This window comes from Bradyrhizobium sp. 45 (genome assembly GCF_023073155.1).
Lineage (GTDB): Bacteria > Pseudomonadota > Alphaproteobacteria > Rhizobiales > Xanthobacteraceae > Bradyrhizobium > Bradyrhizobium canariense_D.
On the sequence record NZ_JADPIX010000143.1, the window covers coordinates 49292 to 72723 of the forward strand.

The following is a 23432-nucleotide window of genomic DNA, read 5'->3' on the forward strand; positions in this document are numbered from 1 at the left end:
GTGTCCTATGGTGCCGCGCTCTCGCCCTTAACACGCAAAAACAACAATGATGTACCTGGAAACGCCGCCGCGCCTGATCGAGACCAGGCTCTTTTCCGCCATGCCCGACAAATTCCGCCGCAAGGGCGAGCGCACCGATTGGGCCGATGCCAACCGGCCCGGTGTGCCGACGGATTCCTTCATCGAAGGGCCGTCGTTCGACAAGGATGCCAATCTCTACATCGTCGACATTCCCTTCGGCCGCATCTTCCGCATTGCGCCTGACGGCGAGTGGTCGCTGGCGATTGAATATGAGGGCTGGCCGAACGGGCTGAAGATCGCGGCCGACGGCCGCATCCTGGTCGCCGACTACAGGCACGGCATCATGGAGTTCGACGCCAGGGCAGGGCGCATTGCGCCGGTGCTGACCTCGCGCAACTCGGAGTCTTTCCGGGGCTGCAACGATCTGCATCTCGCGTCCAACGGCGACATCTATTTCACCGACCAGGGACAGACCGGCCTGCATGACCCCAGCGGCCGCGTCTATCGCCTGACGCAAAGCGGCCGGCTCGATTGCCTGATCGACACTGGTATCAGCCCGAATGGCCTGGTGCTCGATCCAACCGAGACCGTGCTGTTCGTCGCAATGACGCGCGACAACGCGGTGTGGCGGCTGCCGTTCATGAAGGACGGCAGCGTGTCGAAGGTTGGCCGCTTCTGCTCGCTGTTCGGCACCAGTGGCCCTGATGGCATGACAATGGATGCCAAGGGCCGCCTGTTCGTCGGTCACGCCTCACTCGGCCATGTCTTCGTGTTCGCGCCCAACGGCGAATTGATTGCGCGGGTGAAATCGTGTGCAGGGCCGAACTGCACCAATGTCGCGATTGGTGGCGCGAAGAAGGATCGGCTCTACATCACGGAGTCCGCAACCGGTAGCGTATTGGTCGCTGACATCGGCGGATTGAACTCTTGAGCGCGACGGCGGTTGCCTCAGCGAACGAGTGGTATCGGAGCAAATATGAACACGAAACCCTTCGGCAAAACGGGTGCCAGCGTCTCCGTCATCGGGCAGGGCACCTGGTATCTCGACCATGGCGATCGCAAGCGCGCGATCGCGGCGCTTCAGCGCGGGCTCGATCTAGGCATGACCCACATCGATACCGCCGAGATGTATGGCGATGCCGAACTCGTCATTGCGGATGCGATCGCGGGCCGACGCGACGAGGTTTTCTTGGTGTCAAAGGTGCTGCCGAGCAACGCCTCGCGCCGCGGAACCATCACCGCCTGTGAGCGCTCGCTGAAGCGGCTGAAAACCGATCGGCTCGACTGCTATCTGCTGCATTGGCGCGGCTCGTATCCGCTGGAGGACACCGTCGCCGCATTCGAGGAACTGGTGAAGGCCGGCAAGATCAAATCCTGGGGCGTCTCCAATTTCGATGCCGATGATCTCGACGAGATCCTCGACGCCGCCGGCGAACACCGCATCGCCTGCAATCAGGTGCTCTATCATCTGAAGGAACGCGCGATTGAGCACGCGGTGATCCCGTGGTGCGAACGGCATGGTGTCGCCGTGGTCGCCTATTCGCCATTCGGCCACGATGATTTCCCTGCGAGCAACAGCAAGGGCGGCGCGGTGCTGGCGCGCATCGCGGAGGCGCGTCGCGCGACGCCGCGCCAGGTCGCACTGAGCTTCCTCACCCGTGCAACTACGGTGTTCGCGATCCCGAAGGCGTCGTCCGCGGAACATGCCGGCGACAATGCTGCGGCCGGCGATCTGGTGCTGACGAAAGACGAGATCGCGGCGCTCGATGCGGCGTTTCCGCGCGGTCCGAAGCCGCGCGGCCTGCCCATGCTGTAGTGCACAAACGCCCGTTATTAATGGAGTCTTGACGTGCGCGGACGTGAGCGCATATCGGCATCCTGTTTTCGGAAGTTGTGAAAGCGGCGCAATTATCGTTTTTTACGATCATTCCCGATTCGCATTCCTAGGTTCCAGCCGTGACCCCGCCGCCCGCCGCAGCCGCAAGGCTCGACAGTATTCCCATGCCCATGCCGGAAAAGAAGCCGCAGGCGCGACGGGCGCCGGCGCGCGTCGATCACCCGTTCAAAGGCATCGCGCTGGTGCTGCTGTCGACGATCTTTCTCGGCTGCTCCGATGTTACCGCGAAATATCTGTCGTCGAGCCTGCCGTCGATCGAGATCACCTGGATCCGCTTCGTGACGTTTGCGCTGATGTTCACGCCGGTGATGCTGCCGGGCTCGCCGCTCCATGCGATGCGCACCGAGCGCCTCGGCCTGCAGTTGATGCGCGGCGCGGCATTGCTCGGCTCTTCGCTGTTCTTCATCACCGGCCTGAGCTTCCTGCCGATCGCAGAAGCGTCCGCGACCGGCTTCGTCTCGCCGCTGTTCGTCACCGCGCTCTCGATCGTCTTCCTGAGCGAGAAGGTCGGCATGCGCCGTTGGATCGCGACCGCGATCGGCCTGACCGGCGTGCTGATCATCCTGCGCCCGGGCTCCAGCGCGTTTCACGCCGCCGCCTTCTTCCCGATCGTCTCGGCGTTCTGCTGGGCCGCGGCGCTGATCCTGACGCGCATGATGAGCGGGCGTGAAGCCGTCCTCACCACGATGGCCTATTCGGCGCTGACGGGCGTTGCGATCCTCTCCCTGATGGTACCGTTCGTCTGGGTCACGCCGACCTGGACGGCGATCGGGCTTGGCATCGTGATCGGCGTCGCCTCCACCGTCGGCCAGTGGATCATCGTGCTGGCCTATCGCTACGGCGATGCCTCGGTACTGGCGCCGTTCTCCTACACGCAGTTGCTGTGGGTGAGCATCCTCGGCTTCTTCCTGTTCGGCGAAGTGCCTGATGTCTGGACCGTCACCGGTGCGGCCTTCATCGTCGCCAGCGGCCTCTACATCGCCCATCGCGAGCGCATCCGCCGCGCCCAGCTCCTGATCCTGGAAGAGCGTTCCCCGAACCCCTGACGCAAGATCGCGCGTCCGCTTCGTGCTATCGACGGCTCCAACAAGACGGGAGGAGCCGGATGCGCGCTGCGATTTTCAGGAACGGTGAGATTGTCGTCGACCGGATGGCCGAGCCAAAGCCCGGCCCCGGCCAGGTGCTTGTCAAGACGCTCGCCTGCGGCATCTGCGGCTCCGATCTGCACGCGCGCCAGCACGCCCACCGCATGGTGGAGATGGCGCGAAAGACCGGCCGCAAGCCGATGGATCTCGCCCGCGACGTCGTGTTCGGCCACGAGTTCTGCTGCGAGATCGTCGACTTCGGCCCGGGGACCGTGCGCAAGCTCAAGTCGGGCACGCGCGTCTGCTCGCTGCCAGCCCTCGTAACGCCGCAGGGCATCGAAGGTATCGGTTACTCCAACGACAATATTGGCGGCTATGCCGAGGCGATGCTGCTGAGCGAAGCGCTGCTGCTCGAGGTGCCCAACGGTCTCGCGCCGGAGCATGCCGCGCTCACCGAACCGCTCGCGGTCGGCGTTCACGCCGTCGCCAAGGCCAACATCCGAGGCGGCGAAGTGCCGCTCGTGATCGGCTGCGGTCCGGTTGGGCTCGCGGTGATTGCGGCGCTAAAGCTCAAGGGCCTGCATCCGATCGTCGCGGCCGACTATTCGCCGGCGCGGCGCGCGCTTGCGGCAAAACTCGGCGCCGATGTCGTCGTGGATCCACGAGTGTCGCAGCCCTATGCCACCTGGGCCGAGCATGCGCAGATGTCCGATGCCGAAAAGGCGGCCCGGCCGCCGTTCCAGGCGATGCTGCCCGCGCTGAAGCCCGCGATCATCTTCGAATGCGTCGGCGTGCCCGGTCTGTTGCAGCAGGTCTTCGAAGGCGCGCCGCGCGATGCGAGGATCGTCGTGGTCGGTGTGTGCATGGAGACCGACAGGAGCGAGCCCATGCTCGGCATCATGAAAGAGCTCAACGTCCAGTATGTGCTCGGCTACACGCCGGACGAATTCGCGGCGTCACTGCGCCTGATCGCGGAGGGGCAGGTGGATGCGGCGGCAATGGTGACGGCGGAAGTCGGCATCGACGGTGTCGCAAAGGCTTTCGCAGATCTCGCCAACCCTGAGGCTCACACCAAGATCATCGTGCAGCCGTGGCGGTGATGCCTTACACCGGCAGCGCGATCGAATATTTCACCTGGCTGAGCGCAAAGCTGGACTCGATCGAGGCGATGCCGTCGAGCCGGGTCAGCTTGGTCTTCAGGAAAGTCTCGTAGGAGGCGAGGTCGGCGGCGACCACGCGCAAGAGATAGTCGCGATTGCCGGTCATCAGATAGCATTCCAGCACCTCGTCCCATTTCGAGATCGCGCGCGCGAAGCGGTTGAGGTCCTCCTCCTTCTGCCGGGCCAGCTTGATCGAGATGAAGACGCTGACATGCAGCCCCAGCGCCTTCTGGTCCACGGTCGCGATGTAGCGCGAGATGACGCCGCGTTCCTCGAGCAGCTTGACCCGGCGATGGCATGGCGACACCGACAGCCCGACCTTGTCGGCCAGTTCCTGCATGGTCAGGCGGCTGTCGTTCTGGAGCAGAGCGAGGATTTTTCGGTCAATGGCGTCGAGGTCGGGCATTGGGATGAACCTGTCGTTTTTGTCGGCTGATTGGTAAGCTATCCCAATATTGGCTGGTATTGCGCGAAAAATTGAGAAGTTTGGCGCTTCCTGCAGGGGTATCATCGGGCACCTGTTTTCCGGGAGCATTGCCATGCCCGTTGATACCGCCCGCCTCGACACCTTGACCGCGCTGGCCCGCAAGACGCTGTGGCTGTCGTCATGGACCATCCATCACGCCAACCACATCCGCCCGAATGCGGACGGCCTGAAAGTCGGGGGACATCAGGCCTCGTCGGCCTCGCTCGCCACCATCATGTCGGCGCTGTATTTCCACGTGCTGAAGCCCGAAGATCGCGTCGCGGTGAAGCCGCATGCGAGCCCGGTGTTCCACGCCATCCAGTATCTGTTCGGCCGGCAGAGCCGCGAGAAGCTGGAGAATTTTCGTGGCTTCAAGGGCGCGCAGTCCTATCCCTCGCGCACCAAGGACGTCGACGACGTCGATTTCTCCACCGGCTCGGTCGGCCTTGGCGTGGCGCAGACGCTGTTCGCCTCGCTGGTGCAGGACTACGTCAAGGCACATGGCTGGATGAAGGATCGCCGCGAAGGGCGGATGATCGCTCTGGTCGGCGATGCCGAGATGGACGAGGGCAACATCTTCGAGGCGCTGGCGGAGGGCTGGAAGCACGGCCTGCGCAACACCTGGTGGGTGGTCGACTACAACAGGCAGTCGCTCGACGCCGTCGTCCGCGAAGGCCTCTGGGAGAAGTTCGAGACCGTGTTCCGCAATTTCGGCTGGGACGTGGTGATCGTGAAATATGGCCGCCTGATGCGCGAGGCCTTTGCGGAAGCTGGCGGCGAGGCGCTGAAGCGCTGGATCGACAATTGTCCGAACGCACTCTACGCCGCATTGTGTTTTCAGGGCGGCGCGGCGTTCCGCAAGCATTTGCACGACGAGATCGGCGATCAGGGCCCCATCACCAAGCTGATCGACAGGCGCAGCGACGACGAGCTGCTGGCGCTGATGTCGAACCTCGGCGGCCATGACATGGCGAGCATGCTGGACGCCTTCGAATCCATCGACCACGACCGCCCGGTCTGCTTCATCGCCTACACCATCAAGGGCGTCGGCCTGCCGTTCCAGGGCCACAAGGACAATCATGCCGGCCTAATGACGGTCGCGCAGATGGAGAAATATCGCGACAGCCAGAACATCCGGCCCGGACACGAATGGGACAGATACGAGGGTCTCGCGCAAAGTGCCGCCGAGCTCGACGCCTTCCTCGCGGGCGTGCCGTTCAACCAGGACGGCCGCCGGCTCACCGCGCCTGTTATCGAGGTGCCGTCGCAGCTTGCCTTCAAGCCGGCGCCGCAGATGTCGACCCAGCAGGGTTTTGGGCTGGTGCTGAACGAGATCGCGCGCGGCGACAGCGAGCTCGCCAAGCGCATCGTGACGACATCGCCTGACGTCACCGTCTCGACCAATCTCGGTCCGTGGGTGAACCGGCGCGGCCTGTTTGCGCGCGGCGAGAAGGCGGACTTATTCCGCAGCGAGAAAATTCCATCCACCTTCAACTGGGACTTCTCGCCCAAGGGCCAGCATCTCGAACTCGGCATCGCCGAGATGAACCTGTTCATCATGCTCTCGGCGCTCGGCCTGTCGCACCAGATCAACGGCGAGCGGCTGCTGCCGGTCGGCACGCTCTACGATCCCTTCATCGAGCGCGGTCTCGATGCGCTGAACTATGCCTGTTACCAGGATGCGCGCTTCATGGTGGCGGCGACCCCCTCAGGTATCACGCTCGCGCCCGAAGGCGGCGCGCATCAGTCGATCGCAACCCCTTTGATCGGCATGGCGCAGGATGGCCTTGCCTCGTTCGAGCCGGCCTTTGTCGACGAGCTCGCCGTGATCATGGGGTGGGGCTTCAATCACATGCAGCGCGATCCGGGTGAGGGCGGCTCGGTCTATCTGCGGCTCTCGACGCGCTCGATCGAGCAGGCGCAGCGGATCATGACGCCCGAGCTTGCACAGGGCATCACCGACGGCGCGTATTGGTTGCGCAAGCCGGGGCCCAATGCCGAAGCCGTCATCGCCTATACCGGCGCCGTGGCGCCAGAAGCGATCGAAGCGACCGGCTTCATTGGCGAGAGCCGGCGCGACATCGGCCTGCTCGCGATCACGTCCGCGGATCGTCTGCATGCGGGATGGACGGCCGCACGGAAGTTGCGCCGTGATCGGCGCGGCGTGCAGCATCTCAGCCACATCGAAAAACTGCTCGCACCGCTGCCGCGCGACTGCGGCATAGTGACGGTGATCGACGGCCATCCGGCGGCGCTCGGCTGGCTCGGCAGCATCCGCGGCCATCGCGTCGAGGCGCTCGGCGTCGAGCAGTTCGGCCAGACCGGCACCATCGCAGACCTCTACCGCCACCACGGCATTGACGCCAACGCCATCATCGATGCGGCCGAAAGCCTCACCACCGGCGCGCCGGTGTTGCATCGGAAGATGGCGGTGTAGTTCTCCGTCGTGGTCCTGGCCCCCGTGCGCAATTGCGCACGGGGCCAGGACGACGGCAATCGAGACCTTGCCACCCCTCCGCCATCGGCTCATATAACCTCGGTCCGCCGCAATGCTGGCCCCGCATATGGCGGGTTCAATTGCCGGCGCTTTCGTGCAAGGATGCCTGCCGAAACGCCCCCCAAGCCCCCAAGAAGAGGTTCACTATGGTCAATCGCATGCAGTTCTACATCGACGGCGCCTGGGTCGATCCCGCCGTCAAGAAGTCCACCGCCGTGGTCAATCCGGCGACGGAAGAGGCGATGTACGAGGTTGCGCTGGGCTCCAAGGCCGACGTTGACAAAGCCGTCGCCGCCGCCAAGCGCGCGTTCGTGACGTTCTCCCAGACCAGCCGTGACGAGCGCGTCGCGCTGCTCACCAAGGTCATCGAGATCTACAAGGGCCGTCTCAAGGAGATCGGCGCCGCCGTCTCCGACGAAATGGGTGCGCCGCTGCCGATGGCGGAGAAGCTGCAGGCCGGCGCCGGTCTTGGCCACCTCATGACCACGCTCGACGTGCTCAAGAACTATCATTTCGAGGAACCGGTCGGCACCGCCATGGTGCTGCGCGAGCCGGTCGGCGTGGTCGGCATGATCACGCCCTGGAACTGGCCGCTCAACCAGATCGCCTGCAAGGTCGCGCCCGCACTCGCCGCTGGCTGCACCATGATCCTGAAGCCATCGGAGTTCACCCCGACCTCGGCGCTGATCTTCGCGGAAATCCTCCATGAAGCCGGCGTGCCGAAGGGCGTGTTCAACCTCGTCAACGGTCTCGGTCCCGAGGTCGGCGCCGCCATGAGCGAGCACCCCGATATCGACATGATCTCCTTCACCGGCTCGACCCGCGCCGGCATCGACGTGGCCAAGCGTGCGGCACCGACCGTGAAGCGCGTCAGCCAGGAGCTCGGCGGCAAGTCGCCGAACGTCATCCTCGAAGGCGCCGACCTCACGAAGGCGGTGACCGGCGGCGTGATGCACATGTTCAACAACTCCGGCCAGTCCTGCAACGCGCCCTCGCGCATGATCGTGCCGGCCTCGAAGATGAAGGAAGTCGCCGCGATCGCGAAGGCCGTCGCCGACAAGACCAAGGCGGGCGATCCGCGCGCCGAAGGCACCACCATCGGTCCCGTGGTCAACCGCGGCCAGTGGGACAAGATCCAGGGCCTGATCAAGAAGGGCATCGACGAGGGCGCAACGCTCGTCTCGGGCGGCCCGGGCCTGCCCGAGGGCGTCAACAAAGGCTTCTATGTCCGTCCGACCATCTTCGCCGACGTCACCCCCGACATGACGATTGCGCGTGAAGAGATCTTCGGACCGGTGTTGACCATCATCGGCGCCAAGGACGAAGCCGAGGCGGTGCACATCGCCAACGACACGCCCTATGGGCTTGCGGGCTACGTCACGGGCGCGTCCGTCGAGGACGCCAAGCGCGTCGGCCGTCAGATCCGCGCCGGCAACGTCAATCTGCAGGGCGTGCCCAACGATCGCTCCGCGCCGTTCGGCGGCTACAAGCAGTCCGGCAACGGCCGCGAGTGGGGCAAGTACGGCCTCGAGGACTTCCTCGAAGTGAAGGCCGTCGCCGGCTTCAACGCGGCGTAGGCGTTAGCGCCTGGGTAAACATGACGCCGGAGCGGGTAACCGCTCCGGCGTTTTTGTTCTATCTTTCGTCATTGCGAGGAGCGAAGCGACGAAGCATTCCAGGCTGCCTCCGCGGAAAGATTCTGGATTGCTTCGCTCCGCTCGCAATGACGAGAGGCGTGACGGAGGAAAAACTATCCCCCGACCGCGCCCTGCGTGTTCACATACAACGCGTAGATCGACTGGCTCGCGGCCATGAACAGGCGGTTGCGCTTGACGCCGCCGAAGCAGAGATTGGCGCAGCGTTCGGGCAGCGCGATGCGGCCGATCATGACGCCGTCGGGCGCGAACACCACCACGCCGTCGAGCTCGGGATCGCCCATGCCCCAGCCGCACCAGAGATTGCCGTCGATGTCGCAGCGCATGCCGTCGGGCGTGCCCGGGCCGGCGTCGATGTGGACGCGCTTGTTCGAGATCGTGGTGCCGTCCGCCGAGACGTCATAGGCGAGGATCTTGCGGTTCGGCACGCCGCGTGATTCCACGACGTAGAGGATTTTCTCGTCCGGCGAGAAGCACAGGCCGTTGGGCCCGAGCACGCCTTCGGCAACGATGGTCGCCTTGCCGGTCGCGGGATCGAACCTGTAGACGTTCGGCTCGATCTCGGGCTCGGCCTTGTAGCCCTCGTAATTGCCGAGCAGGCCGAAGGTGGGATCGGTGAACCAAACCGCACTGTCGGATTTCACCACGACGTCGTTCGGCGAGTTGAGCTTCTTGCCGCCGAACGAGTCCATCAGCACGGTGATGCTGCCGTCATATTCGGTGCGGGTGACGCGTCGCCCGCCATGCTCGCATGTGACGAGCCGGCCCTGCCGATCCCTGGTGTTGCCGTTGGCGAAATTGGAGGGCTTGCGGAACACGCTGACGGCGCCGGTCTCCTCTTCCCATTTGACGATGCGCTGGTTCGGAATGTCGCTGCACAGGAGATAGCGCCCGTCGCCGAACCACACCGGACCCTCGGCCCAGCGCAGGCCGGTCGTCAGCCGCTCCACCGCCGACAGTTTCAGCCAGTATTTTTCGAAGCGGGCGTCCAGTGCTTTTATCGCGGGATCGGGGTAATAGGTCGCGGGCCGCCAGCCTTGAGTGTGGGACGATGCCTCATTCATGTCGGTTCTCTCGTTTCGTTCCCTCTGGACAATCCAGCTATCATTAGAGACACGTGACGGCAAATCGGTCGCCAAAGACGAGGAATGACATGCGCATCTTGATGACGGGAGCTTCGGGTGGAATCGGTACGCGGCTGCGGACATTGCTGCCGCCGATCTATCCCGACCTGCTGCTCAGCGACATCCGCCCGCCGGCCGATCTCGGCCCCAACGAGCAATTCAAGGCGGCGGACCTCTCTGACCTGGCGCAGTGCGAGGCGATCTGCGAGGGCGTCGACGGCATCATCCATTTCGGCGGCTATTCGGTCGAAGGTCCCTGGAACGACATCCTCCAGGCCAACATCATCGGCGGCTACAATCTGTTCGAGGCCGCGTATCGCAAGGGCGTCAAGCGCGTGGTGTTCGCCTCCTCGAACCATGCCGTCGGATTCTATCCGCGCCACCACAAGATCGGCACCGACGTGACCCCGCGCCCCGACGGCCGCTACGGCGTCAGCAAGGTGTTCGGCGAAGCGGTCGGCGCGCTCTATGCCGACAAGCATGGAATGAAGGTGACTTGCCTTCGCATTGGCAATTTCGGCGACGTGCCGCTGGACCTTCGCCGGATCTCGATCTGGCTGAAGCCGGAAGATCTGGTGCAGCTCTGCCAGATCGGGCTCGAGCATCCCGATATTCATTTCGAGATCTTCTACGGCGTGTCCCTGAACGAACGCGCGTGGTGGGACAACCACCGCGCCTACGAGTTCGGTTACCGTCCGACGGGGCGCTCCGAGGATCATGTGGCACATGCGATGGCCGAGCAGGCCAAGCTGAAGCCCGATCCGGTCGGCGATCACTATCAGGGCGGCGCGTTCTGCAGCAACGAGTTCGACGGCGACACAAGTCGCATCATCGATTGGACCAAGCGGTAGGAGCGCATTCGCAAATCCAGGGCGTCGGAATCGACGCGCTAAACAACGCGTTTGCCGGCCTGGGCCGCGATGGGCCTCTGTACAAAGTACATCAGGATCAGGGAAATCACCGCCGTCGTCACGACGACGTATCCCAGCCGGTCGAAATGCCGGAGCGTACCGTCGGCGTCCTGCGCGATGAGTGCGGCGGCGAGCACGGAGCCGAGCCCGCCGGAGAGCTGTTGCAGCGACGCGCCGACCGCGCTGAAGGAGCCGCGTTGCGCCGGCTCGGGGATTGCCGAAATCAACGCCTGCGAAGGAATCATGCGGGAGAAGATGCCGACGAACATCAGGACGTTGACCAGGATCGCGACCGTCAGGCTCACCTCGCCGAGATGGGTGTAGATCAGCACCATCACGATGGACATGGCGCTGCCGAAGACGAAGGTGGGGTATTTGCCGAAGGCATCGCTCGCGCGTCCCACCAGCGGGCCGATGACAATGCTGAACAGGCCGGAGACGAGATAGATCGTCGGCAGATGCACGATGTCGATGCCGAGATTGTGCACGGTGTAGGCGCTGCCGAACGGCATCAGCATGTAGCCGCCGGTCGCCAGCAGGGTCGTTACCGAAAACGCCATCCAATAACGCGGCTGCGAGACCGTGGCGATCAGATGCCGGAACGGATTTCGATCCTGCTTCAGCCCGAGATGGCCGTTCACCGGCTTCATCAGGAGCATCACTGCGGTCATCCCGATCACCGACAGTCCGACCAGCGCGCCGAACGCGACGTGCCAGTTCCACTGGTTGGCGAGGAAAAGACCGGCCGGGATGCCCAGCACCTGGCTTGCCGCGAAGGCGGTTTGCACGAAACCCATGACGCGGCCGCGCAATTGCAGCGTGAACAAATCGGTGACGATGGCGAGCACGACCGAGCCGATCACGCCGCCGAACAGGCCGGTCACGATCCGCCCCAGCAGCAACAGATGATAGTTGGGCGCGATCGCGCACAGCATCGTGCCAAGGGTGAAGCCGGCGTAGAAGAACAACAGCAGCCGCTTGCGATCAAACCGGTCGGCAAAGCCGGCCGCCAGGATACCGGAAATCCCCGCGCTGAACGCATAGGCCGAGACCGCCACGCCGAACTGAGCGGCCGAAATATCGAGCGCCGGCATCATGATGGCGCCGAGCGGCGACATGATCATGAAATCGATGATGATCGTGAACTGGACCAGCGCCAGCAGCGCAACGAGGATCGCCTGGTAGCGCGAAAAGCCTCGGGATGGCGCTTGCCGCTCGGCGATCGGCTCCGTCAGGGTTTGTTCGGTCATGGCATTTCATTTGGGAGGGAGTGGAGGAGGACGCGCGACGTGGCGCCGGAGCCCGGCCCATATTTATTTCCGGCTCTGCGAAATTTCGATGGCTTGACAAGCAGTTTTAGTGTCCGTCCCAGCGCGGTGCCTCGATTCACACTGGGCGAGCGACGCAAAGGCCTGAGCCTCGCTTTGGCCGTTCCGGCCATTGATCCAGATCAACGTTGCTCTGGCCGTCTGGCTCTCGATTTTGCGAGACCGCAATTCGGCAATCGGTGCCTCGATCACGGCTCAACGGCGGCAGCGCGAGTCAGGACAATGAAAATCGAATTGCCAGCCGCCGTACTGCTCACGCTGTTCATGTCGGGACCGGCGCGAGCCGCGATGCTCGGCGACGCCGAGGCGACGTTTCTCGACCAGCTCGTCACCGCATCCGCGGTGCTCGAACAACGATGTGTCGGCTACGAGGTCAATGGTGCCGGCAGTGTACAGCTCGGCGCCCGACTTCTCGGCAGCACGGATGCCGCGATGGCGATGATCGACGCCTATGCTGCAGCCATCAAGGCCCGCGATGGCGAGAGCTCCGATCCCGGTAAATTCCGCCCCGAAGTGTCCGACGCTGCCGGCAAAACGTTCAGGCGCGTCCGGACCGATCTGATCAGAAACCCGAAGAGAGCCTGCGCCGACTATGGCGATGCCAGCGTGGATCGCGGTCTGCTGAGGCGGTACTGAACCGGGACTTGAGGGATTCAGATCTGCGCAAACGAAAGGGCCGTCTCGAAAGACGGCCCTTGGTTGTTATTCGACGATCTCAACGATCCGGTGGGTTCGCGGTTCGACCAGAACCGTGCGACCGTTCACCACCGTGTAACGATACTCACGGGCGCCGTACTCGGGCGGCACCTCGTAATAGGTCACGCCCTCTTCCGGAAGAACCGCCCCGACTCTCACATCTTCGCGGTACTGATATGAGGGCCGCCGCTGTTCGACGACGTAGGAGTGAAAGCGAGGACGTTGATCGACACCAAGGACTCCCGCCACGCCGCCAACGACGCCGCCGACGACGCCACCCACAACTGCACCGACAGGCCCTGCCGCTCGCTCACCATCCCGCGCACCGCGTTCGACGCCTCCGGGAACGCCCTGGGCCTGGGTCGTTACGGGAAGCAGGACGGCGACGGCAACAGCGGCGGCTCCGACTAAACGGCAAATCATGGCAGCTCCTATGGTGGGGGATTGGTGCAAGACCAAGTACCAAGCCGACCATAGGTTCCCCAGAAGTTGTGGACTGCGGGCGTTATTGCCCGAAATGGGCTCGTGCGGCCTGCAATTGCGGGCAATCCAGCGCGCCCGTATCGCGTGAACTGCACCACCGCGCGAAGCGAACGTCTCCCATCTATGAACGCGGGCCCTGCTGTTCGGCTTGCTCACCCCCAATCCGCGCCAGATAGTCCGACTTGCTGAACTGCATATGATCGACGCACAGCTGGGCCAGCGCCCAGCTGTCACGGCCTTTCAATAGCTCGATCATCAGCTCGTGCTGGCGCCTTGATTGCGCGAGGCCGTCTCGGTCGGCGAGGTTCTTGGCGCGCATCGGCAGCGTCAGGTTCATGTAGTCCTGCAGCGAGCGCACCAGATAGGGATTGCCGCAGGCCGAGAACAGCGCGAGGTGGAAGGCGTCGTTGGCCTCGTGGATACCGCGCAGGTCCTGCAAATCCGCTCTCGCGCAATATTGCCGCTGCAATGCAGAGAGCTCGTCGATCAGGCCTTGTTGTGCGGGCAGGGGGATCATCAGCGCCGCCTGCCGGGTCAGCATCTCCCGGACCTCGTAGATCTGCCGGACCTCTTCGGCCGAATAGAACCGCACGGTGGCGCCGACATTCTTCTCGCGGCGGACGATGCCCCGGCGCTCCGCATCCACCAAGGCCTGCCGCACGAAATGGCGCGAAGTGCCGTAAGCCGACATCAGCGCGTCCTCTGTGAGGCGCGCGCCTGGCGCAAGTCGGCCGAAGATGATGTCCTCTTCGAGCCGCGCGACGATGTCGTCCGGATCGTCGCGCCGGACCATCGTGGCGTCTGCGATGTGAATGTCGGACATGCCCTCGGCCTCCCGGCGCTTGGCCGGTTCGTCCTGTGGAGCAGGGAAGGCCCTGATTGTCAATAATCTGGTCTCCCACCAGCGCGCAACTCGGGTAAATGGCAGGTTTGACGTCTGTCTTATTGACAATCAAGGGGCAGTCTGTAGGACAATGACCCGGTAATGGGAGTGGTATGATGACGAGTGGGTTGCGCAAAGGGCTGACGAGCTATGGCGATGCCGGCTTCTCGCTGTTCCTGCGCAAGGCGTTCATCAAGGCCATGGGCTATTCCGACGACGCGCTGGAGCGTCCGATCGTCGGCATCACCAACACCTATAGCGACTACAATCCCTGCCACGGCAACGTCCCGCAGATCATCGAGGCCGCCAAGCGCGGCGTGATGCTGTCGGGCGCGATGCCGTTCGTGTTCCCGACGATCTCGATCGCGGAGAGTTTTGCGCATCCGACCTCGATGTATCTGCGCAATCTGATGGCGATGGACACCGAGGAGATGATCCGCGCGCAGCCGATGGATTCGGTGATCGTCATCGGCGGCTGCGACAAGACTCTTCCTGCGCAGGTGATGGCGGCGATCAGCGCCGACCTGCCGACGGTGGTCATCCCCGTTGGCCCCATGGTGGTTGGTCATCACAAGGGCGAGGTGCTGGGCGCCTGCACCGATTGCCGTCGCCTCTGGGGCAAGTATCGCGCCGGCGAAATGGATGATGTCGAGATCGAGGCGGTGAACGGCCGCCTTGCGCCGTCGGTCGGCACCTGCATGGTGATGGGCACCGCCTCCACCATGGCCTGCATGATCGAGGCCATGGGCCTGTCGCTGCCGATGAGCGCGACGATTCCCGCCCCGCATGCGGAGCGCTTTCGCCTTGCCGAGGCGAGCGGCAGGGTGGCCGCCGAGATGGCCAAGACCAAAGGTCCGAAGCCGAGCGAGGTGCTGACGCCGGCATCTTTTAAGAATGCCCAGGTCGTGCTCCAGGCGATCGGCGGCTCGACCAACGGCCTGATCCATTTGACCGCGATGGCACATCGTTCGCCACACCGGCTCGACCTCGGGGTGTTCGACCAGATCGGCCGCGAGGTGCCGGTGCTGGTCGATCTCAAGCCGTCCGGCGAGCATTACATGGAGCATTTCCATCACGCCGGCGGCGTGCCGAAACTGCTGGCGCAACTCGGCGATCTCGTCGATCTCGATGCCAAGACGATCACCGGCCAGACGCTGCGCGATATCGCGGCGAACGCGGAAGACGTGCCCGGCCAGGACGCGATCCGTCCGCGGGACAATCCGATCAAGAAGGAAGGTGGCCTCGCCGTGCTGCACGGTAATCTCGCGCCGCGCGGCGCGGTTATCAAGCAATCCGCCGCGAGCCCAAAGCTGCTGCAACACACGGGCCGTGCGGTGGTGTTCGAATCGGTCGAGGATATGACGCTGCGGGTGGACGATCCCGATCTCGACGTCACGGCCGATGACGTGCTGGTGCTGCGCAACGCCGGTCCTAAGGGCGCGCCCGGCATGCCGGAGGCGGGCTATCTGCCGATCCCGAAGAAGCTCGCGCGCGCTGGGACCAAGGACATGGTGCGCATTTCGGATGCGCGCATGAGCGGCACCGCATTCGGCACCATCGTGCTGCACATCACTCCGGAATCCGCCGTCGGCGGCCCGCTGGCGCTGGTGAAGAACGGCGACATGATCCGACTCGACGTCGCCAAGCGCAGCATCGAGCTTCTGGTGGATGCTACCGAGCTGGAACGGCGGCGTACGGCATTGAAGCCCGCGGCTGCGCCGGATGAGGCGCGGCGCGGCTATGCGTGGCTGTTCAACGAGACCATCATGCAGGCCGACGAGGGCTGCGATTTCGATTTCATGCAGAGGACTGGGAAGAAGACTGAGCAGAAAACTAAGAGAGGGTGACCAACCACCCGGAAGCGTAGCCCAGACCGCTAAAGCGGCGGGCGTTAAAACAGGGGGAAACGATGATCGCACGATCCATGCCAAGATTCTTACATCGGCTGGCGGCAACGGCCGCAATCCTGTTCGTCACGGGCGCATCTGCGCAGGAGGTGAAGCATTATCGCTTCGCCTACGACCAGCCGCGCAATACCGGCTACTCTATCGCGGGCGACCTCTTTGCCGAAAAGCTCAAGGAATTGAGCAAAGGCACCATGATCATCGATCAATATCCGGGCGCGCAGCTCGGGCAGGAGCCGCAGGTGCTCCAGCTCGTGAAGGCGGGCGACGTCGAGTTCTCGATCATCTCCTCGGCGAACACCGCGACGATCTCGCCGCAAGCGGGCGTGATGTCGTTGCACTTCCTGTTCCGCGACGAGAACCACGTGGTCAAGGGTCTGGCCGATCCAAAAGTGTTCGAGGCGCTCAAGACCATGATCGACGAGACCACGCAGGGCCTGCATGTGATCGCGACGGGGTCGCAGGGCGTGCGCCACATGTACTCCAAGAAGGAGATCCACAATGTCGGCGACATCAAGGGCCTGAAGATCCGGGTGCAGGCGACTGCGACCGAGGACACCATGTTCCCGGCCTACGGCGCCCAGACCGTGCACATGCCGTTCGGCAGCGTCTACACGAGCCTGCAGACCGGCGTCGTCGACGTCGCCGAGAACAGCATCAATGTCTACCTCGTCAACAAGCACTACGAGGTCGCCCCGGTCCTGAACATCACCGAGCACGAGGCCAACAACGCGTTGGTGTTCATCTCCGACAAGCTCTGGCAGAGCCTGTCGGCGGAGCAGAAGCAATGGGTGCAGGCGGCGGGGAACGAGGTCAGCTCCAAGGAGCCGCAGAAGGCCTTCGACCTCGAACGCACCGCGGCAGAGAAGCTGAAGAAGATGGGCGTGAAGATCGTCGACAACGTCGACAAGAAGACCTTCACGGCGATCGCCGATCCCTATCTCGACAAGCTCGCCAAGGAGCTCGGCCCGCACGCCGAGAAGATCAAGGATTTGATCCGCTCGATCAACTAGGCCGCGTACCGTTGCCTCCGCGTCGTCCCGGCGAAAGCCGGGACCCATACGCCGCGGCGGAGCTTGGGGCAGGATAGCCGCCAGCTTGCTTTGACCACACGCAGCTGGGGATATGGGTCGCGGCTTTCGCCGGGACGACGGGGATAGTGATGACAATCGCCGACAAACTGCTGGTGCAACGCCAACGGCACCTCAAATGGCGCGGGCTGGACTGGCTCGAGCTCGCCTTGATGATCCTCTGCGGCGTGCTCTGCTTCGGCTTCTCGCTGTCGGTGACCGCCGACATCGTCACCCGTACCATCGGCCATCCCTGGCTCTGGCTCCAGGAAGTGACCTCGACGCTGTTCATCTATGCGATTTTCGTCGGCACCGCGGCCGCGACCCGGCGCAACGACCACCTCTATCTCACCGCGATCTCCGAGGCGATGCACGGCACGCCGCGTCTGATCGTCGAAGTCATCATCCGGATCGTGGTGCTCGGCGTCGCCTTCGGCCTGATCTTGTACGGATATCAGAACTATCTTCGCGGCTTCGGCAGTTTTCGCCTGCCGTCGGGCACGCCGATCGCCTCGCTCTACGCGATCATCCCGCTGTCGGGCGTGCTGGTCGGCCTGTTCACCATCGAGCAGCTCGTCAACGGTCTGCGCAACGGCTTTGACCACCCCGAGCCGCCCGAAGAGGATGACGGGGCGCCTGTTATCACCGACGCGCAGATGAGGGCGCAGCCGTGAGCGCACCCCTTGTTCTGGCGTTGATGACGGTCTGCTTCCTGTCGTTCGGCTATCTCGGCGTGCCCGTGCCGTTCTCGCTGATGGCCGGTGTCTTCATCGGCGCGCTGCTGTCGGACGTCTCGCTCGCCGCAATCATCCAGAAAATCTTCGACGGCGTCGATTCCGAGGCGCTGCTGGCGATCCCGTTCTTCCTGCTGGTCGGCGAGCTCATGAGCTCGGCCAATGTGGTGGTTCGAATAGCCAACCTCTCGGTGTCCCTCGTTGGCCACATCAGAGGCGGCCTGTCGCAGGTCGTGGTCGTCTTCAGCATGTTCTTCTCGGAAATGTCGGGCTCGACCACGGCCGACGTCGCTGTGATGAGCCGCGCTCTGGGCGGCCCGATGAAGCGCGAGGGTTACGAGCCCGCCTTCATCGCCGCGATCATCGCATCCGCATCGACCATCGCGGCGCTGGTGCCGCCGAGCATCACCGCGGTGGTCTATGGCGCCGTCGGCAATGTCTCGATCGCCGGCCTGTTCATGGCAGGCGTCGTGCCGGGCCTGATGATCGGCTTCGGGTTGATGATCTATTGCTATTTCTTCGGCCCGTCCGGCCTGCGCAAGCCGCGCGCGCCGCTGCGGCAGGTGGTGTTCGCGGCCGGCGATGCGGCGCTGCCGCTGATGATTCCGGTGATCCTGTTGGGGGGCATCCTGACCGGCTGGTTCACGCCGACGGAAGCCGGTGTCGTCGCCGTGGTCTGGATTGTCGTCGTCGTGATCCCAGCGCTCAACCGCGGGCATATCAGGAAGATTCCGTACGATTTCTGTCTCGCCGGCCTGATCTTCTCGCTGCCGCTGATCACGATCGGCGCCGCCAATGCGTTCGGCTGGATGCTCGCCTATTTGCGCGGTGCAAGCTACATCGCCGAAGTCATCACCTCGCTCGCCGGCAACGACCCGCATCTGATCATGCTGCTGATGGTGCTGCTGTTCACGGTCGTCGGCGATTTCATCGAGCCGGTGCCGACCATCATCATTTTCATGCCGCTGGTCAACACACTGACGGAAGCCGGCGACATCAACGCCGTGCATATGGGCGTGGTGCTGATCGCCACGCTCGCCTTCGGCCTGATCACGCCGCCTTACGGCTTGGTGCTGCTGATGGCCTCGAAATTCGTCGGCGTCAGTTTCGCAAAGGCGCTACGCGCCGCTTTGCCGATCTATCTGGTGTTCCTCGGGACGATCGCGTTTGCGATCTATTTCCCGAGTGTGGTGCTGTGGCTGCCGCAGAAAGTGCTGCCGGAATCGGTCGGATGCTTCAAGTCGCCGGCGGGCACGGGCTATATCTGTCCCAAGTAAGCCTGCTCGAGTGAACGCTACTTGCTCTTGCTGGTGAATTTCTTCACGGCGGTTCGAAACTCCGCAGTGTTCATCGCCATGATGATCTTGTGCTCCTCGGCGTCGAGCTGCTGCTTCACCGGGGTCGTGGCGGCCTGGTAGACCAGCGACTTGGTGCCGGCAATCGCGGCGAGCGGGTTCTGCGCCAGCCGCTCGGCGAGGGTTCGCGTTGCCGCCTTCAACTCGGCGGCGGGAACGAGCTTCGCAACCAGACCCCATTCATGGGCCTGCTGCGCGGTAAAATTATCCTCGGCCAGGAAAATCTGCAGCGCGCGGCGGGAGCCGACCGTGTTGACGATGCCGACCGTAGATCCGCCATCCGGCGAGACGCCGATCTTGGCATAGGCCGGCGTGAATTTGGCATCCTCCGCGGCGATGCAGAGATCGGTGACGAAGGCGAGGCCCATGCCGGCGCCGGCCGCCGAGCCGTGCACGCTGGACAGCGAGACCTTCGGCATGCGCCGGAGGATCTCGATGAAGGCGTGATAGTGCTTCAACAGCTCGCCGACGACCGGCGTCACCGTGCCCGCTTCGGCGGCGGCGCCGATCGTCTGCAGATCGCCGCCAGCCGAGAAGGCGCGGCCTTCGCCTTCGAGGACCACGACCCTGATGTCGTCGGCGCCCTCAATGTAAGCCGCGAGCTGTTCGAGCTGTTGTGCAATCGCCAGATTGATCGAGTTGAACGCGGCGGGCCGGTTGAGCGTGATGGTCGCGATCGGCCCGTCGATCCGCAGCAAGGCGGGATCGTCGGGCTGGGAGACGGGAGCTGGCATCTTGAAATCCCCGGCATGAGGTCGTTCGTGCGACTAAATCGCAGAAGGCGAGGGGTGACAATCCCCGGCAGGCGCCCTTGCGCAAGCCGGAACGATAGGTTCAAATGGACCTGCCTTCGTCAGGGACGGACACGAGCGCCGGCTCCTCCTGGGCAAGCAAGCCAAAATCAGCGCGAGAGGAGACGACATGGGTGACGCTCGTGTCTTGCGGAAATGGGCTGTCCAATGACGGACGGTCCGGTGGTCATTATCGGTGCCGGCCATGGCGGCTACCAGGTGGCGGCATCGCTGCGTCAGGCGGGATTTTCCGCTGCTATCTGCCTGATCAACGACGAGGCGCATCTGCCCTATCAGCGGCCGCCTTTGTCCAAGGCTTACATCAAGGGGACCGCCGGGCCGGAGAGCCTGATGTTCCGGCCGGGGAAATTCTACCAGGACCAGAGCATCGAGCTGGTCGCGGGCCGCGCCGTGTCGATCGACCGCGCGGGGCGCAAGGTGCTGCTCGCCTCGGGCAGGCCGCTGCCCTACGGCCACCTCGTGCTGGCGACCGGCGCCCGCAACCGGCTGCTCGATCTGCCCAATGCGAACCTTCCCGACGTGAAATATCTGCGCATCCTCGACGACAGCGAGGCGCTGCGGCAGATCATGCCGTCAAAGACGCGGGTCGTGGTGATCGGCGCCGGCTTCATCGGCCTCGAATTCGCGGCCACCGCGCGCATCAAGGGGCTAGAGGTCGACGTGCTCGAACTCGCCCCGCGCGTGATGGCGCGCGCGGTGACGGCTGAGGTGTCGGAGTATTTTCAGGCGCGGCATCGCGAGGCCGGCATCCGCATCCACCTCGGCGTGCAAGCAACCGCGATCGGGGCGGAGGACGGCAAGGTCACCGGCGTCTCCTTGAGCGACGGAAGGCATTTGCCGGCGGATCTTGTCGTGGTCGGCGTCGGCGTGCTGCCGAACATCGAGCTTGCGGCGGAGGCGGGGCTGCCGGTCGCGGCCGGGATCATCGTCGACGAATATCTCTCGACGGCCGATCCTGAAATCTCGGCGATCGGCGATTGCGCGCTGTTCAACAGCCCGCGCTTCGGCGGATCGCAGCGGCTGGAATCGGTGCAGAATGCCACCGATCACGCGCGCTGCCTCGCGGCGCGGCTGACTGGCGACCGCAAGGCCTATGACAGCCATCCCTGGTTCTGGAGCGACCAGGGCGAGGACAAGCTCCAGATCGCGGGCCTCACCACCGGCTACGACCGCGTCGTCCTGCGCGGCGATCCCACCAGGAAGGCATTCTCGGCGTTCTGCTACAAGGGCGACAATCTGCTCGGCATCGAATCGATCAACCGTGCCGGCGACCACATGTTCGGCCGCCGCCTGTTCGGCCTGGATCGCTCGATCACGCCGGAGCAGGCCGCCGACGAAAGTTTCGACCTGAAGGGCGCGCTGGCGTGATCAGTTCGCATTGAGGACGGCGGCGACTTCCGCGGCCGTCGGCATCGACGGCCCCGCGCCCATGCGCTGCACGGAGATCGAGGCGGCCGCATTGGCGAAGGCGAGTGCTGCGCGCAAGTCGACGCCGTCGGCGAGTTGCGCCGCGAGTGCTCCCACAAAACAATCGCCTGCGCCCGTGGTGTCGACCGCCTTCACCACGCGGCCTTGCACCGAAATCTCCTCGCGTCCCGCGAGCGCCAGCACGCCGCGCTTGCCGAGGGTCACGCAGATGGTCTGGTCCTCGCGCGCCTGAAGTTTTCGTGCGACGTCGAGGATCCGCGCGGCCTCGTCACTGTCGGACAACTCCACGCCGGCGAGGAGGCCGAGCTCGGTCTCGTTCAGCACGAGGATGTCGATCAGCGCGAGCAATTCGCTCGACATGGTTTGTGCCGGAGCCGGATTGAGCAGCGTCGTGGCGCCAATGTCGCGAGCCCGCCGGAAGAACGCGGCGATCGTCGGCAGCGGGATCTCGAATTGGCTGACCGCGACGTCGCCCTTGGCCAGCGGGACGGCCGCGACGTCATCGACGCCGACAAGCGCATTGCTGCCGGGAATGACGACGATGGTGTTGTCGGCCTCCGCCACCGTGATGATGGCCGTGCCTGTGTGCGCCTCGGCCGTCTCTCGGATCGCGCCGAGATCGATGCCTTGCGCGCCGAGGAACGTCCTCAGCTCACCGCCGAACGAATCCTTGCCCAGCCGGCCGATCAGCGTGGTCCGCGCGCCAAGCCGCGACGCCGCCACCGCCTGGTTGGCGCCCTTGCCGCCCGGAAAATACAGCACCTGCTTGCCGGCGACGGTCTCGCCGACCCTGGGATGGCGATCGGCTGTCGCCACCACATCCATGTTGATGCTGCCGGCGACGAAGACGCGCCCCATGAGAGACCCCTGCGAGCGCTAGACCCTGACCTCGAACTCGTGCCTGACCTTGGCGATGTCGACAAGAGTCGGCAGGCCAGCTTCGTTGCCAAGACGCTGGATCTTGAAGGTCGAGGCTGCCCGGGCAAAATCGAAATGCTCGCGCCAGCTTTTGCCGGGATGGGCGAGATAGGAATAGACATAGGCGCCATGGAAGACGTCGCCGGCGCCGTTGGTGTCGATCACGCGCTCGCGCGGAATCGGCATCGCCGGCATCACCTGCACCGTTCCGGTCTCGTCGTACCAGAGCAGGCCCTTCTCGCCCATGGTGATGCCGCCGATCTTGCAGCCGCGGCTCTTGAGATAGTCCAGCATCTTTTCCGGCGTCAGATCCATCTGCTCGCACAGGCGCTCGGCGACGATCGCGACGTCGATGAATTCCAATAGCTCATGCGTGTTGGTGCGCAGGCCGCCACCGTCGAGCGAGGTCAAGATGCCGGCCTCGCGGCAGACTTTTGCGTAGTGGATCGCGGCATCGGGCTGATGGCCGTCGACATGCAGCGCGCGGCAGCCGCCGAGATTGAGCATCGGGAAGGGATGGATGTGGTCGTCGTCGCGGCAGCGGACGATGGCGCGCTTGCCGTCCTTGGGCATGATGAAGGACAGCGAGGACTGATTGACCTTCCGCCCATGGAGCGAAATCGCATATTTCGTGCACATGTCCATGAACATGCGGCCGAGCCAGTCATTGGCCGCGGTGGCGATCAGATCGGGCACGATGCCGAGCTTGGCGCAGCAGAACGCCGCGGTCACCGCATTGCCGCCGAAGGAAACCGCGTAGTCGGAGGCCACGTGCTTCTCGTCGCCCGTCGGCATGTGGTCGGTGATGAAGACGACGTCGATATAGGTCTGTCCGATGAAGAGAGCCTGCATTGCTTGTCCGTGATGCGCTTTGTGGTCCCGGCCGGCGTGCTTACTGTAACACCGGTTCCGTCGCGGGACCGCTGAAATTATTCGCAAAACCGCCGCTGGGAGTGCTTGAGGTCGGCATGCGGCCGGAATACGACCATCACCGGGCAATGCCAA

21 protein-coding genes are annotated in these 23432 nt (G+C 64.1%); 13 read left to right on the forward strand and 8 right to left on the reverse strand.

Annotated features, from left to right (window positions below; all coding sequences use genetic code 11):
- Nucleotides 1-49 precede the first annotated feature (49 nt).
- The 4 genes from IVB42_RS32795 (at nucleotide 50) to IVB42_RS32810 (ending at nucleotide 4103) form a co-directional block, all read left to right on the forward strand.
- Nucleotides 50-952 carry an SMP-30/gluconolactonase/LRE family protein gene (locus tag IVB42_RS32795; RefSeq protein WP_085352126.1) on the forward strand — a complete coding sequence of 301 codons (903 nt, stop codon included), beginning with the start codon at nucleotides 50-52 and terminating at the stop codon, nucleotides 950-952.
- Between the two features lie 45 nt (nucleotides 953-997).
- On the forward strand, nucleotides 998-1837 hold the full coding sequence (locus IVB42_RS32800; RefSeq protein ID WP_018457083.1) for an aldo/keto reductase: 840 nt from the start codon (nucleotides 998-1000) through the stop codon (nucleotides 1835-1837).
- 185 nt (nucleotides 1838-2022) lie between these two features.
- A complete protein-coding gene (locus tag IVB42_RS32805; RefSeq protein ID WP_018457082.1) occupies nucleotides 2023-2964 on the forward strand; it encodes a DMT family transporter in 942 nt (313 codons plus the stop codon).
- A gap of 59 nt (nucleotides 2965-3023) precedes the next feature.
- A complete protein-coding gene (locus tag IVB42_RS32810) occupies nucleotides 3024-4103 on the forward strand; it encodes a zinc-binding dehydrogenase (RefSeq protein ID WP_085352129.1) in 1080 nt (359 codons plus the stop codon).
- Nucleotides 4104-4107: 4 nt separating this feature from the next.
- On the opposite strand, the gene IVB42_RS32815 is transcribed toward IVB42_RS32810, so the two are convergent.
- A complete protein-coding gene (locus IVB42_RS32815) occupies nucleotides 4108-4569 on the reverse strand; it encodes an Lrp/AsnC family transcriptional regulator (RefSeq protein ID WP_014497003.1) in 462 nt (153 codons plus the stop codon).
- A 133-nt stretch (nucleotides 4570-4702) separates the two neighbouring features.
- Between IVB42_RS32815 and IVB42_RS32820 the strand changes: the two genes are divergently transcribed.
- Nucleotides 4703-7066, forward strand: a complete 2364-nt coding sequence (locus IVB42_RS32820; protein WP_085352130.1) for a transketolase — start codon at nucleotides 4703-4705, stop codon at nucleotides 7064-7066.
- Between the two features lie 206 nt (nucleotides 7067-7272).
- Entirely contained in the window at nucleotides 7273-8703 is a 1431-nt protein-coding gene (locus tag IVB42_RS32825) for an aldehyde dehydrogenase family protein (protein ID WP_018457078.1), read from the forward strand.
- Between the two features lie 173 nt (nucleotides 8704-8876).
- On the opposite strand, the gene IVB42_RS32830 is transcribed toward IVB42_RS32825, so the two are convergent.
- Nucleotides 8877-9845, reverse strand: a complete 969-nt coding sequence (locus tag IVB42_RS32830; protein WP_247394466.1) for an SMP-30/gluconolactonase/LRE family protein — start codon at nucleotides 9843-9845, stop codon at nucleotides 8877-8879.
- 89 nt (nucleotides 9846-9934) lie between these two features.
- Here IVB42_RS32830 and IVB42_RS32835 point away from each other — a divergent pair, with 89 nt between their 5' ends.
- Complete coding sequence (locus tag IVB42_RS32835; protein ID WP_247394463.1) at nucleotides 9935-10756, forward strand: NAD(P)-dependent oxidoreductase; 822 nt, start codon at nucleotides 9935-9937, stop codon at nucleotides 10754-10756.
- Between the two features lie 38 nt (nucleotides 10757-10794).
- Here IVB42_RS32835 and IVB42_RS32840 read toward each other — a convergent pair whose 3' ends face one another.
- Nucleotides 10795-12066, reverse strand: coding sequence for an MFS transporter (locus IVB42_RS32840; protein ID WP_085362273.1), 1272 nt, complete (start codon nucleotides 12064-12066; stop codon nucleotides 10795-10797).
- 300 nt (nucleotides 12067-12366) lie between these two features.
- On the opposite strand from IVB42_RS32840, the gene IVB42_RS32845 reads away from it, so the two are divergent.
- Complete coding sequence (locus tag IVB42_RS32845) at nucleotides 12367-12780, forward strand: hypothetical protein (RefSeq protein WP_018457074.1); 414 nt, start codon at nucleotides 12367-12369, stop codon at nucleotides 12778-12780.
- A gap of 66 nt (nucleotides 12781-12846) precedes the next feature.
- On the opposite strand, the gene IVB42_RS32850 is transcribed toward IVB42_RS32845, so the two are convergent.
- Entirely contained in the window at nucleotides 12847-13263 is a 417-nt protein-coding gene (locus IVB42_RS32850) for a DUF1236 domain-containing protein (RefSeq protein WP_026233295.1), read from the reverse strand.
- 181 nt (nucleotides 13264-13444) lie between these two features.
- Nucleotides 13445-14146, reverse strand: a complete 702-nt coding sequence (locus tag IVB42_RS32855) for a GntR family transcriptional regulator (protein WP_085352224.1) — start codon at nucleotides 14144-14146, stop codon at nucleotides 13445-13447.
- Nucleotides 14147-14322: 176 nt separating this feature from the next.
- Here IVB42_RS32855 and IVB42_RS32860 point away from each other — a divergent pair, with 176 nt between their 5' ends.
- The 4 genes from IVB42_RS32860 to IVB42_RS32875 all read left to right on the forward strand — a co-directional run bounded on the left by IVB42_RS32860 (nucleotide 14323) and on the right by IVB42_RS32875 (nucleotide 19191).
- Nucleotides 14323-16053: an IlvD/Edd family dehydratase gene (locus IVB42_RS32860; protein ID WP_247394460.1), complete on the forward strand. Its 1731-nt coding sequence runs from the start codon at nucleotides 14323-14325 to the stop codon at nucleotides 16051-16053.
- A gap of 62 nt (nucleotides 16054-16115) precedes the next feature.
- Nucleotides 16116-17123: a TRAP transporter substrate-binding protein gene (locus IVB42_RS32865; RefSeq protein WP_247394458.1), complete on the forward strand. Its 1008-nt coding sequence runs from the start codon at nucleotides 16116-16118 to the stop codon at nucleotides 17121-17123.
- A 149-nt stretch (nucleotides 17124-17272) separates the two neighbouring features.
- A complete protein-coding gene (locus IVB42_RS32870) occupies nucleotides 17273-17854 on the forward strand; it encodes a TRAP transporter small permease (RefSeq protein ID WP_085362278.1) in 582 nt (193 codons plus the stop codon).
- Nucleotides 17851-19191 carry a TRAP transporter large permease gene (locus tag IVB42_RS32875; protein WP_026233292.1) on the forward strand — a complete coding sequence of 447 codons (1341 nt, stop codon included), beginning with the start codon at nucleotides 17851-17853 and terminating at the stop codon, nucleotides 19189-19191. Before IVB42_RS32870 ends, IVB42_RS32875 begins: the two co-directional genes overlap by 4 nt.
- Nucleotides 19192-19208: 17 nt before the next feature.
- On the opposite strand, the gene IVB42_RS32880 is transcribed toward IVB42_RS32875, so the two are convergent.
- On the reverse strand, nucleotides 19209-20003 hold the full coding sequence (locus IVB42_RS32880) for an enoyl-CoA hydratase/isomerase family protein (RefSeq protein ID WP_018457067.1): 795 nt from the start codon (nucleotides 20001-20003) through the stop codon (nucleotides 19209-19211).
- A 225-nt stretch (nucleotides 20004-20228) separates the two neighbouring features.
- Here IVB42_RS32880 and IVB42_RS32885 point away from each other — a divergent pair, with 225 nt between their 5' ends.
- Nucleotides 20229-21449 carry an FAD-dependent oxidoreductase gene (locus tag IVB42_RS32885; protein ID WP_247394455.1) on the forward strand — a complete coding sequence of 407 codons (1221 nt, stop codon included), beginning with the start codon at nucleotides 20229-20231 and terminating at the stop codon, nucleotides 21447-21449.
- Here IVB42_RS32885 and IVB42_RS32890 read toward each other — a convergent pair whose 3' ends face one another.
- Nucleotides 21450-22367: a ribokinase gene (locus IVB42_RS32890; RefSeq protein ID WP_018457065.1), complete on the reverse strand. Its 918-nt coding sequence runs from the start codon at nucleotides 22365-22367 to the stop codon at nucleotides 21450-21452.
- An 18-nt stretch (nucleotides 22368-22385) separates the two neighbouring features.
- Nucleotides 22386-23279 carry a sugar kinase gene (locus tag IVB42_RS32895; protein ID WP_247394452.1) on the reverse strand — a complete coding sequence of 298 codons (894 nt, stop codon included), beginning with the start codon at nucleotides 23277-23279 and terminating at the stop codon, nucleotides 22386-22388.
- Nucleotides 23280-23432: the final 153 nt, after the last annotated feature.